The sequence below is a fragment of the Streptomyces sp. NPDC007164 genome (assembly GCF_040634135.1).
In the GTDB taxonomy this organism is placed as follows: Bacteria; Actinomycetota; Actinomycetes; order Streptomycetales; family Streptomycetaceae; genus Streptomyces; species Streptomyces sanglieri.
In genome coordinates, this window is sequence record NZ_JBEYFB010000008.1 from 213,348 (window position 1) to 224,442 (window position 11,095).

At 66.4% G+C, this 11,095-nt stretch carries 13 protein-coding genes and 1 pseudogene; 11 read left to right on the plus strand and 3 right to left on the minus strand.

The features are described from left to right. A pseudogene (locus tag ABZ622_RS14620) lies at nt 1–326 on the minus strand (hypothetical protein); the annotation flags it as partial. Between the two features lie 227 nt (nt 327–553). After that, on the minus strand, nt 554–1,072 hold the full coding sequence (locus ABZ622_RS14625) for a hypothetical protein (RefSeq protein WP_360542955.1): 519 nt from the start codon (nt 1,070–1,072) through the stop codon (nt 554–556). Between ABZ622_RS14625 and ABZ622_RS14630 the strand changes: the two genes are divergently transcribed. The 8 genes from ABZ622_RS14630 (at nt 1,062) to ABZ622_RS14665 (ending at nt 7,768) form a co-directional block, all read left to right on the plus strand. Continuing rightward, the gene (locus tag ABZ622_RS14630; RefSeq protein WP_360542957.1) at nt 1,062–1,268 is read left to right on the plus strand and encodes a hypothetical protein; all 207 of its coding nucleotides are present in this window, start codon (nt 1,062–1,064) and stop codon (nt 1,266–1,268) included. The genes ABZ622_RS14625 and ABZ622_RS14630 overlap by 11 nt on opposite strands. After that, nucleotides 1,249–1,896, plus strand: a complete 648-nt coding sequence (locus ABZ622_RS14635) for a pentapeptide repeat-containing protein (protein ID WP_256088848.1) — start codon at nt 1,249–1,251, stop codon at nt 1,894–1,896. Before ABZ622_RS14630 ends, ABZ622_RS14635 begins: the two co-directional genes overlap by 20 nt. 276 nt (nt 1,897–2,172) lie before the next feature. After that, nucleotides 2,173–2,313 carry a hypothetical protein gene (locus ABZ622_RS14640; protein ID WP_360542959.1) on the plus strand — a complete coding sequence of 47 codons (141 nt, stop codon included), beginning with the start codon at nt 2,173–2,175 and terminating at the stop codon, nt 2,311–2,313. Between the two features lie 16 nt (nt 2,314–2,329). Beyond that, nucleotides 2,330–3,757 (plus strand): DUF6177 family protein, encoded by a 1,428-nt coding sequence (locus tag ABZ622_RS14645; RefSeq protein WP_360542961.1) that lies wholly within the window; start codon nt 2,330–2,332, stop codon nt 3,755–3,757. A 1,181-nt stretch (nt 3,758–4,938) separates the two neighbouring features. Beyond that, on the plus strand, nt 4,939–5,142 hold the full coding sequence (locus ABZ622_RS14650) for a cold-shock protein (protein WP_072489439.1): 204 nt from the start codon (nt 4,939–4,941) through the stop codon (nt 5,140–5,142). Nucleotides 5,143–5,438: 296 nt separating this feature from the next. Beyond that, complete coding sequence (locus tag ABZ622_RS14655) at nt 5,439–6,962, plus strand: DEAD/DEAH box helicase (protein ID WP_360542963.1); 1,524 nt, start codon at nt 5,439–5,441, stop codon at nt 6,960–6,962. 46 nt (nt 6,963–7,008) lie between these two features. After that, the gene (locus tag ABZ622_RS14660; RefSeq protein WP_360542965.1) at nt 7,009–7,407 is read left to right on the plus strand and encodes a hypothetical protein; all 399 of its coding nucleotides are present in this window, start codon (nt 7,009–7,011) and stop codon (nt 7,405–7,407) included. A 49-nt stretch (nt 7,408–7,456) separates the two neighbouring features. Continuing rightward, complete coding sequence (locus tag ABZ622_RS14665) at nt 7,457–7,768, plus strand: SCO5918 family protein (protein WP_266417282.1); 312 nt, start codon at nt 7,457–7,459, stop codon at nt 7,766–7,768. Between the two features lie 121 nt (nt 7,769–7,889). Here the strand turns inward: ABZ622_RS14665 and ABZ622_RS14670 are convergent, their stop codons facing one another. After that, nucleotides 7,890–8,249 (minus strand): hypothetical protein, encoded by a 360-nt coding sequence (locus ABZ622_RS14670; protein WP_360542967.1) that lies wholly within the window; start codon nt 8,247–8,249, stop codon nt 7,890–7,892. 942 nt (nt 8,250–9,191) lie between these two features. Here ABZ622_RS14670 and ABZ622_RS14675 point away from each other — a divergent pair. The 3 genes from ABZ622_RS14675 (at nt 9,192) to ABZ622_RS14685 (ending at nt 10,821) form a co-directional block, all read left to right on the plus strand. After that, entirely contained in the window at nt 9,192–9,530 is a 339-nt protein-coding gene (locus ABZ622_RS14675; protein ID WP_259927793.1) for a helix-turn-helix domain-containing protein, read from the plus strand. Between the two features lie 228 nt (nt 9,531–9,758). Continuing rightward, the gene (locus tag ABZ622_RS14680) at nt 9,759–9,962 is read left to right on the plus strand and encodes a cold-shock protein (RefSeq protein ID WP_008735947.1); all 204 of its coding nucleotides are present in this window, start codon (nt 9,759–9,761) and stop codon (nt 9,960–9,962) included. Between the two features lie 511 nt (nt 9,963–10,473). Beyond that, complete coding sequence (locus ABZ622_RS14685; RefSeq protein ID WP_360542969.1) at nt 10,474–10,821, plus strand: transcriptional regulator; 348 nt, start codon at nt 10,474–10,476, stop codon at nt 10,819–10,821. Nucleotides 10,822–11,095: the final 274 nt, after the last annotated feature.

Consider the following 11,095-nt stretch of genomic DNA (forward strand, 5'->3'; position numbering starts at 1 on the left):
CTAAATGCTCGCCGAGCCGCCGCAGGGTGGGTCGCCGTGCAGCCCTTGCCTATCGACGAGGGCAGGGTTGTACATGCGGGCGATGCCGAGCATCGCGGGGTTGACACCGTCTCCCTTGAGGCGGCAGTCGCGGAGGATCTTCCGGGTCTTCATGCGGGCGAAGACGTGTTCGCCCCGGGCCTGGACTGCTTGTGAGACCGGTTGTGCTCTTCTTTCCAGTTCGGGAGCTCGGCCTGGCCGCGCTCGCGGCGGTGCGAGATGACGAGTCCGGTGCCCGGGTAGCTACCGACGGCTGTCACGAGGGTCTTACCGACGGCGGCCTTGGCGGTTCCCTCGATAAAGAACTCGATGCGGTTCCCTCGATCTCGATAAAGAAGAGGACTAGTGCCCGATCAGCCCGCTCAGGCCCCCCGACGCCGACTGCCAGGCCTGCCCCCGCCCGGTGTCGGCCGGAGGACACAACGAGCAGGGGGCCGACGCCGCCGCAATTGGATGTACGGCCTGGTTGCGCGGGACGTACTGCGCCACAAGCTCACGAATTTCAGACAACCATTCAGCGCACGAACAGAAAAACGGCGATCACCGCAATGCCGACCGCGTACATGCATCGGGTCTTCCATTCCTGAAGCTCCTGCTCCAGCTTCTTCAGCTTCGCGGTGTACTGCCGTTTGCCCTGCTCCTGCTGCCGGCGATACCTCTCCGCGAGGGCTACCACGTCTAGCTTGACCAGGGAAATTCTTCGCTTCCGCAAGCCCTCGGTTCGCTTCGGCGATGACAGTGTTTCCCTCTTGGCCTCCACCAGCTTCTTCATGCCCTCCAGGACCCGGCCGAGGTCCGAGACCACGGGATCGTTCTCCAGGTAGTTCACTGCCCGTGAGAAGTCGTCCAGCCGCCTCGAATCCACCAAATGTGCAGTACTGGAGAAACCTTCGAGGACATCCATGCTCAGACCGTTGGCCGCCTGGCTGAACATCTCGGCCATCGACCAGTTCGTCTTGCTCGAAAGCGCGTTGGAGAAGTCCTTGAGGACCTTCGCGTCGAGGCGGTTGAGGGCTGAGGCGGTGCGCGACAAGTCGCAGCCGTTCAAGGGTGCGTACGACCCGGCCAATAATGAGGCATGGGTCAACAAACAACTGGTGAAGCAGATCGAAAAGCGCGGACGCATAGTAATTATTGACATCCGGAATGCAAATCAAGCGGCAATCGACAGCGTCAAAGCAACTGTTGAAAGCCGCGGTTGGGGAGATCGTGTCATCTGGTATCCGTAAGAACTGGAAGCCGAACGTGCTCCCCACTGATCCGGACGCCACACGGCAACTGCAGGAATGGCTTGCCTCGAGTGAGTACAACCTCAACGGGATGGGCCGTGACTTCCGGGGCGCCGACCTCTCGGGCGGAGACTTCTCGAATGCATGGTTCACCGACGCAATCCTGGTAGGCGTACGACTTGCCAGCACGTCCTTCTACCGGGCCGACCTTCAGTCGGCCGATCTGACCGGAGCGGATCTGACCGGGGCTGATCTCGTCAGGGCGAACCTGGACGAGGCGGTGCTCCGATCAGCGCGGCTCGACGGAACGGACATGGTCCGGGCTTCGCTGTGCGATGTCGACGCGTCGGGAGCGAGCTTCCGCAGAGCACGGTTCCTCGGTGCTTCGCTGATCGACACCGACATGAGGGGAGCAGACCTGACCGATGCTGTCCTTGACGAGAACTTCTTCGAGATCAAAGTCGACGACACTACAGTGGTGCGTGGCCTGACGGGCACCGTTTTCGGGCCGATCACTGTCTTCAGCGGCGAATCATCCCAAGAGCTGGCCGGCGCAGAACTCGAGGCATGGATCGGTGCGCGAGGCGGACAAGTACGAGTGATTCCTCCGCGCCGCCCATCACAATAGGGCCTGGCGGCCCATTAGTCGGAATCCACCAGTTCTGCAGCAGGTGACTGGTTTTCGCTGATCTGCCAATTCTTCTGGTTTCAAAGTCGAGCGGCTCTTCAGGCGGCTCGTCGGCGACGAACGCAGAGGATCCAGTAGCCGTCCCATGCACTGCCATCGTGAATTGTGCGACACGGATTTCGGCGGTCAGCCGACGGACGAAATCGACGACGTGATCCACGACGCGCTCGAACGTCCCTGCTGCACCGGCCCTGTGCCCCTGGCCTCGTCGCCTTGATGAACAGCCCCGGTGCGCCCGAGATCGGGCGGTTGTCGGCTTGCCTGGTGCTGACGACCTGGGACCAGTCGGTGGGATACGGAACGGTGATCCGTGCTGCCGCGGACGGCGGCAGCAAGACGACAGCCGACCACGCATGATCGGAGAATACTTCGCATGACCAAGGACGTGATCGCGCTCACCGAGCGTGTACCGGACGCGCTGAGCGTGCTGGCGGGCCTGCTCGCGGGCGGCCCGGACCTGCGGGTCGAGGCTGCTGGCGAGGGTGCCGTGGTCCAGCTGTGTGATGCTGAGGGTCGTCCACTCGTCTCGATCGAGGTGCCGCTGCTGCTCCAGGTGCAGGGTGAGGCGGCCCGGTTGCTGGGGCCCGACGTCGAGCCGCCGGGCGACGGTCCGGCGTGGTGGGTCGAGGCCCGCGCCGCCGCGGGCGTCCCCCAGGCCGAACAGCTCGCAGGTGCCTTCGCAGCCCGGCTGACCATGCTCCTGGGCGGCAGGGTCTGGCCGCCGGATGCCCCCGGCACCGTCGGTGCGGCCCGCCCGGTCGATGTTTCGGGCGTCACTGCCGTACCAGCCCCTGCTGCTGCCCAGCCAGCCGTCGACATGCTTACCGACAAGGCTGCCGTTGTTCTCCAGGACCGACCGGTCGTCCCCATGACGAGCTGGCTTTCCGAGGCGCTGCGGGCCACCGTGGACAGCGACCGATGCCTGCAGATCGTCACCCCACCGCACTGCCGTCTCTCCCTGCCCACCCGCATGCTGTTGCAGTCCACATCCTCGCGTTGGGTGGTCCAGGACGAACGGTGCGGCTACTACGACGGACTGACCGGCGCAGTGCTGCGCTGGCAGAACGACACCTTCTCCCCGGTCCGGGACGAGAACGGTGAGACCCCGGTGGCGGACGCCTTCGCAGAGGTTCGGCCCATCGGCGAGTGTCAGCTCATCGTTTCCTTCCGCACCCTGCACCCTCCCAGAGCGGACCTCGTTCTCGGCGGCGCGCTGGAAGCCGCCTGGCAGGCGTTGGCCGGTGGCCCGCCGGCCAGCTGGGGGACATCGGAGCCGGCCGGTCTGGCCTGGTCGAGGCGGCAGCTGACCGAGCTGGCGTACGAGCGTGCCCCGCAGCCCACCTGGACGGTGGTCGTCGGCGCCCCGGACCGTCCCGCCCTCGCCACCCTGCGCGTGATCCGCACACCGGAAGGCGTCGAGGAGGACATCACCCTCACAGTGGGCTACGGGACCGATGAGAAGCCGCCCCTGGAAGCGCTGCCGGAACTGGCCGACGACCTGGTGACCCGGCACGGACTGAAGACCATGCTGTGCCAACTCCGCGCGGCACGCCAAGACCTGAGCGCCCCACCCCACTTCGAACACCCACCACTGCCCTACGCCTTCGTACTGGGCCCCGCGGAGGTCCGGGAGGCAGGGCGCGACACCGCGAGCAGAACACCGCTCAAGGAACGCCCGGTGCGACTGGGGCCGAACGCCCGACCCGGCTTCTACTACCCACTCGGCGACGGAGAGACCGCCGAGAGCTGGCACGCGCTTGAACAGCTGATGCGCCATTTGCGAGGTGCACCGCCCGCCTGAGCAGTCACGCCCGTACAACTGGCAACTGGGCATCCCGCCCCACCACACCCCACCGGGCAAGCTGGCTTCCTTCCTGGGGGCCTTCGCCGACGCCGCACAGGAGGCCGTGCCACAACGTGCCAGAAGGGGCGGTGAACAGCGGTCGCCAAAGGACAGCCGACGCTTATCAGGACGGGTCCGCCGACACTCGTTCCCGCAGATCAGACACCATGAGCCAGGCGCGGTACCAGGTGATTCCCAAGCTCAGAGCGCGAGTTTCGATTCTCGTCACCCGCTCCACAATGAAGGCCCTGGTCGGAGACCTCTCCGCGCCCTCCGCGCGCCTGCCTGTACGCGGCGAGCATGGCGTCGGTGGCTGGCGGGCCCACCGCCACGCGCGACGGGCCAGTCCCGGCCTGCCCCGGGGCCATCAATGAGCAGTTCGGCAACGACCGCTTTGTCGCCGCGCAGATGATGTGTTCGGTGATGAGTAACTCATCGAGTGGCGTGGCGGCGGCGCCGATCATCTCGCCACCCTCGATTGAGCCGACAGCCGCTCCATTACGGAGCCGAAGCCCCCGCAGCCCATCCGCCGTTCGGCAAGCCATCCTCGGCCCGATGGACGAAGGCAACCGTCACTGCCGGAACCGTTCAGTCTCCGGACGCCACTTTTGCTTGTCGGTGCTGAGGACTCGTCCCGGGCGGGCATTCGTCATTCGGCATACTCCACTGTGCTCGCCACGCGAACTCCCCTTCCCGGAACGACGGTTGACCGGCGAAGGTCGGCGGGCTCGCGGCTACAGGGTCTCCTGCGGGCTGCCGGGAGGGCGCCCCGGGGCGCAGACGCAGGTTCCGATGGGCTGCAGACGTCGCAGCCGATTGGCCACCTTGCTTTCGAAAAACGCTGCACTCGAGGTAAATGAATACCTGTGCCGGCCGCCTCAGAATTTAACGGCCCTTACTGGGAGAGTTTCTGCCGCAGCGCGCACGGGGAAATATTTGTCGCACGCAATCCTCCATGGCGTGCTACTGTCGGACTCGGTTGCAGTTTTGGTACCCAAAAACTTCAAGCGCCTCCGGTCGGCCTCGATGCCGCAGGGTAGCGCTTTGTATTTCCGGTCATTTTCCGGGCGGGGCATCATCGCGGCGACGCGGTTTCCGTACAGTACGGATTCCGGTGTACTGCCCAAAGGAGATATGACATGGCTACTGGCACCGTGAAGTGGTTCAACGCGGAAAAGGGTTTCGGCTTCATCGAGCAGGACGGTGGTGGCGCTGACGTGTTTGCCCACTTCTCGAACATCGCCGCCCAGGGCTTCCGCGAACTGCAGGAAGGCCAGAAGGTCAGCTTCGACATCGCGCAGGGCCAGAAGGGCCCGACGGCCGAGAACATCGTTTCTGCCTGACGCTGGCGCACATTTCGTGGCTGGGGCCCGCATCCCTCGGGGTGCGGGCCCCAGCTGCACGCATTTCCGCAGCGATTCATCCACGGGAATAAAACATTGAGGCGCACAGGCTCCTCGGAGCCGTGCCCGGCGATGCACCGGATTCCTTTTCGCGCGCCATCTCCCATTTTTGCGTACGTCGACACGAATTTCCCGTGGGCCACGTTCGCATTCCATTCGGCCCGTGCCTGTGATTCCCCGCGCTGCTCTTACGCTGCGGAATTCCTTGATACGCGCCGTATCAAGGAAGGTTCTCCATGAACCCCACACGCACGAAAAGCCGTTCCTCCCGTGCCCGCCGCAACGGCGGCCACGGGTACGACTCCACTGCTGGTTCGATTCGGGGCAGTCGCTTCGGTTCGTCCGCCCCGAACCGTTCGGCAGGTCCGAACCGTTCAGCAGGTCCGAGCCGTTCGGGTGGTCGGCGGCCCGCCGCGATGCAGGGAGAGTTCGCCCTGCCCGAGACGGTCACTCCGGCGCTGCCCGCAGTCGAGGTGTTCAGCGACCTCGACATGCCGAGGAGCCTGCTGGCCGCGCTCACCGCGCAAGGCGTGGCCACGCCGTTTCCGATCCAGGGTGCGACGCTGCCGAACTCTCTGGCGGGCCGCGACGTCCTGGGCCGCGGCCGGACCGGCTCCGGCAAGACTCTCGCCTTCGGCCTGGCCCTGCTGGCCCGCACCGCCGGGCAGCGCGCCGAGCCCCGTCAGCCGCTGGCCCTGGTTCTGGTTCCCACCCGGGAACTCGCTCAGCAGGTCACCGACGCCCTCACCCCTTACGCCCGCGCTGTGAAGCTGCGCCTGACCACTGTCGTCGGCGGGATGCCCATCGGCCGGCAGGCGAATGCGCTGCGGGGCGGCACCGAAGTCGTCGTGGCCACCCCCGGTCGCCTCAAGGACCTCATCGACCGCGGTGACTGTCGGCTGGACCAGGTCGCGATCACTGTCCTCGACGAGGCCGACCAGATGGCCGACATGGGCTTCATGCCGCAGGTCACCGCGCTCCTGGACCAGGTCCGCCCCGAGGGCCAGCGCATGCTGTTCTCCGCGACCCTGGACCGTAACGTCGACCTTCTGGTCCGTCGCTACCTCACCGACCCCGTCGTCCACTCCGTGGATCCCTCCCAGGGTGCCGTCACCACGATGGAACATCACGTCCTGCACGTGCACGGCGCCGACAAGCACCGGCTGACGACGGAGATCGCGGCGCGCGACGGCCGGGTGATCATGTTCCTGGACACCAAGCACGCCGTGGACCGCCTCACCCAGGACCTCCTCACCAGTGGTGTCCGGGCTGCCGCTCTCCACGGCGGTAAGTCACAGCCGCAGCGCACCCGCACCCTCGCCCAGTTCAAGACAGGGCACGTCACCGTCCTGGTCGCGACGAACGTCGCGGCGCGCGGCATTCACGTCGACCACCTCGACCTCGTCGTGAACGTGGACCCGCCGACCGACCACAAGGACTACCTCCACCGCGGCGGCCGTACCGCGCGGGCCGGCGAGTCCGGCAGTGTCGTCACCCTGGTCACCAACAACCAACGCCGCGACATGACGCGCCTCATGGCGGCCGCCGGCATCGTGCCCAGGACCACCCAGGTCCGCTCCGGCGAGGAAGCACTCAGCCGGATCACCGGCGCCCGGACCCCCTCCGGCATCCCCGTGACGATCACCGCGCCGACACCCGAGCGGCGCAAGCGCGGCACGGCCTCCCGCAGTCGACGCAGCCCGGCCGCGGCTGCCCGGCGCGTGAGCGGGCGACAGTCCGCCTTCGATGCGGCGGCCTGATCACCGCGTGGTCCGGAAGCTGACCCATCTCTGCAGGAGGCACGTTGTGACACTGGTCCAGATGCAGCCCCACCCGGCGAACGCCGGCCTCGTGCCCCGGACGGCGCTCAAGGCCATGAACACGGCCGGGCCACAGGTCTGCGACGACATGACCGTCGAGGTGGCCCTGTCCGTCATGGCCAGTGCCAGGACCGGACACCTGATGGTCTGCGACAACGACAGCCTGTGCACCGGACTGGTCACCCGGGCCCAGCTCACCATCGTCCGCGACGGCCCCGCCTACACGGACCGGCTCCAGCTGCGCGACATCCTCAGCGACCGCGGGCCGCACACCTCGCCCGCCACCATGATGGCCGAGCACGTCACGCACCGCCGTCGGCTCGCTACCCAGTCCGTCGTGGACGAGCAGGACAGCGCCCCGGGCGTCCCTGCCCTGGCCCTCTGAACCGTCTCACCACGGCGGAACAATCCCCTTCTTCTCCCTGTGAGGCATCGTGCGCTGTGTCATCGCCCGCTTCCCGTTCGAACTCACCAAGAGCGGCGTCCTGGAATCCATGAAGGGCATCAAGCCCGAGGAGGTCGTCGGCGAGTCCGTGACCATCGGCCGCCGCGCCTACCCCGTCAAGCAGGTCGGCGAGGTCATCACCCGCCAGGATCGCCGCGACTTCAGCGCCGACGAAGTCCTCCGGGCCATGACCAAGCTCGGCTTCACTTGCCGCAGCCTCCCCCGGACCGCCGCGCCCACCCGCGCCCTCAGCCCACTCCAGCACGCCTCCGCGATGCTCGGCACCCCGGTGGCCGTCTGACCATCTGGCCACCTGGCCGATGGGAAGCGCGAGCTGACACCTGAACAGTCGGGAGGGCCCGACCGGCACACGCCGGTCGGGCCCTCCCGCGTACCGGGGAGTTTCTCTACGCGGCGCGACGTCAGTGATCGGAGTAGCTGAAGTCGCCCATGGTCCAGGCGCTGACATCCGCGATCGAGACGCGGTACATCCCACCCGTCTCCGGAATCCCCACCGTGCCCTGAAGGATCCGCGCCATATGGAAGTGCAGATACGCGGGCGGCCCGTCCTCCCGCGTCGTAGCGGTGAACGCGGCGGAGAACTCGCCCAGCCGGGACGAGTCCGTCAGGACCTCCGACACCCGTTGCCTCCACACGGCTTCGGGCGCCAGCCGGCCGGTGATGACAGCACCACCGGTGACCACGGTCAGGGACATCTGATTGTTGTGCCCGGACTCCACCAGCGTGGCGACGTCAACGAGCAGCTCGTCAGGCTTCGACATGAGAGCCGATCCTATTCGCGGGTCCGTCCCGTCCGTCCCCCAGACCGGTCGTACTGCCGAGCGAGACGGGCAGTCACCGTCTTCCCCTCAGAGGCCCGCCGGCTGACCGCGGTCGCTCTGACGAGTCGGTTGACCACGGGCCGGCCGAAGTCTCCGGCGAGGTCGATTACCTCCTCACGAGATACACAAAAATCTCTCTTGGCCAGAGTAGACATTGGGCGGTGACGTGGTTATGGTTTCTCTCGTAACCCAGAGAGACAGCAAGACCTGGCAGAGACGAACTGCCGGTAGTACATGTAGTTGCAGGGCGGTGCGGCAGTGGAGTTTCGAAGCCAGGGTTGTTGAAGGACGGCGACGGGACTGACAGCCGGACCGGGTGGCCCGCAGTGAGGGGCCGCCGGAGCGGGACCGCTGTCATGACAGTTGCGGTGCCCGTGAGTGCAGTCCGCAGTACCCAGCAGTGAAGTGACTGAGCGGTACCTCGGTGAAGGCGTCGGCTGCGGACGCGCGCACCGGGAAGTTCGGCAGTGGGGTTCCAAGCCAGAGCAGACGCAGGACGGGCAACGGGGCTGGCTGCCGAAGAGTGGCGCTGTCACAGGCCACTGAGCAGTTCGCACACCAGCAGTACGCAGTAGAGCAGTACCAGTAGTACGCAGTACCCCCATGGTAGGTAATTGATCACCGAGGGAAGAACGGAGGAGCCCGCGCCATCAGGATCGCCTGGGCTGAAGTCTTTGGCCCGGGTACCGCAGGACATCGATAGTGAGGTGGTCTCCGGTCAAGCAACCGCGATCCCCGCACTCCCGACAGCAGCCAGGTCGGGGCCGCGGATACAGAATGCCGGTGCAGTATCAGGGCCGGCAGGTGGTGTAGTAGTTCCTTCGGGGCCCTGGTGCCGTACGGCACCAGGGCCCCTCCACGCGTTCCACAAGAGAGGTGCAAGTGACAGCAGACGACTCGTACGGCCGTCTTGACGACGACGACTACCCCGCCTACACGATGGGCCGGGCCGCCGAGATGCTCGGCACCACCCAGGGCTTCCTCCGCGCCATCGGCGAAGCCCGTCTGATCACCCCGCTGCGCTCGGAGGGCGGCCACCGCCGCTACTCCCGCTACCAATTGCGCATCGCCGCCCGCGCCCGCGAACTGGTCGACCAGGGCACGTCCATCGAGGCCGCATGTCGCATCGTCGTCCTGGAAGACCAGCTGGAAGAGGCGCAGCGCATCAACGCCGAGTACCGCCGCGCCGCCGAATCGGCAGAGCCGCCGACCGCGGACTGAGGCGGTGCCCGCCGGACACCGGCGGGCACCCCGCACAGGTGCAGGCGATTCCTCTGGTGACGGGGTGTGCGGACGTGTACCGTCCCGGTGAGTTGTCGTGGTTCGGAAGTTCCCTCTGCCCACCCCTTCGGTGTGGGCGTTTTGCTGTGCTGTGCCGCAGGAACCAGGACGATCACCTCCGCCTTCCGCATGGAGCGGGAGACGTCAGTCGACTGGAAGGCATGAGACATGGCTACGGGAACTGTGAAGTGGTTCAACGCGGAAAAGGGCTTCGGCTTCATCGCTCAGGACGGTGGCGGCCCGGACGTCTTCGCCCACTACTCGGCGATCAACTCCTCGGGCTTCCGTGAGCTACAGGAGGGTCAAGTCGTGACGTTCGACGTCACCCAGGGCCAGAAAGGCCCCCAGGCGGAGAACATCAACCCGGCCTGACCTTCCCCACCCCTCCGGCGGAACCGGGATCCTCTGGGTCCGGCCGCAGGCTACGGCGGCCCCGGACCGCCCGGTCCGGGGCTCGCTCACGCAATCATTCGGGTTCTGGATGTATGTGTGTGGGGTGCCGGCCGGGAAACGACGGTACTGGGCAGGAGCTTCGCCTCCTCCGTCCCCTGGCAGCACCGCATGCCACAACGTGCCAGTAGCGGCGGTGAACAGCGGTCGACAAGGCATCTGCCAAGGTGGCAAGAACAGTACCTTCAGTGGACGTTCTCGCAGGTCAGCAGCCCTGTGGTCCATCACGCGCAGGGTGATTTCCAAGCTCAGAGCGCGAGTTCGATTCTCGTCACCCGCTCCATGCAGAAGCCCCAGGCCGGCAGCCGGGGGCTTGTTTGTTGGTAGCTTCACCGCTGGTGGGGCGGCGGTCGGTTGGGCCGGTCTCCTGCTCGCAGGAGTGGTGTCTGCGGCCCGAGCGGCTCGTCGTCGGCTCTTCCTGGATAATCGACGTATGGCATCACAGCCAGGCCTTTCCGAACTCCGTCGTGCCAAGTTCGCCCGGCGCCTGCCCGCAGCGCTCTCCGAGCTTGCCGGTCCCAAGCACGGCCCGGTACGCCTGCCGCTCCACCTTGCCTGGTCAGGGCTGACCACGTTCGACCTCGACCGGCCCCGGCTGCGGATGAGCTACTACCGCATCGTCCTGGCCGAGGGCCGGCACGACGTCCTGGTCCAGTACCTCGACCAGGACCTTCTCGTCGGCCTGTGGCCCACACTGCGCGCACTGGTCAGCCGGGATGTCCGCGAGGTCTGGGAGAGCGCCTTCGGCGAGCTGGCCGACAGCGCCCGGACCGCTGCGTGAACCCGCCGGGGCGGCGAAATGCTTGGCGTGCGGGGCCGACGGAACCGGGTAACGTCTTTGTCATGTTCTTCCAGACACTGATTTACGAGTGAGAGCGTGACGGGCCCCTGCTGACGTGCCTCGACGTCGCCGTGCCCGTCCCCCACCGATGAATCCGTAGATCACTTCACATCATTCCGGGAGTCTCAATGATGAAGTCAAGCCGCTTGCGTGACAGGCGGAGCGGAGGTGAAGACTCGTCCGTCACGCAGCAAGGCCCACAACACGCTGGCTC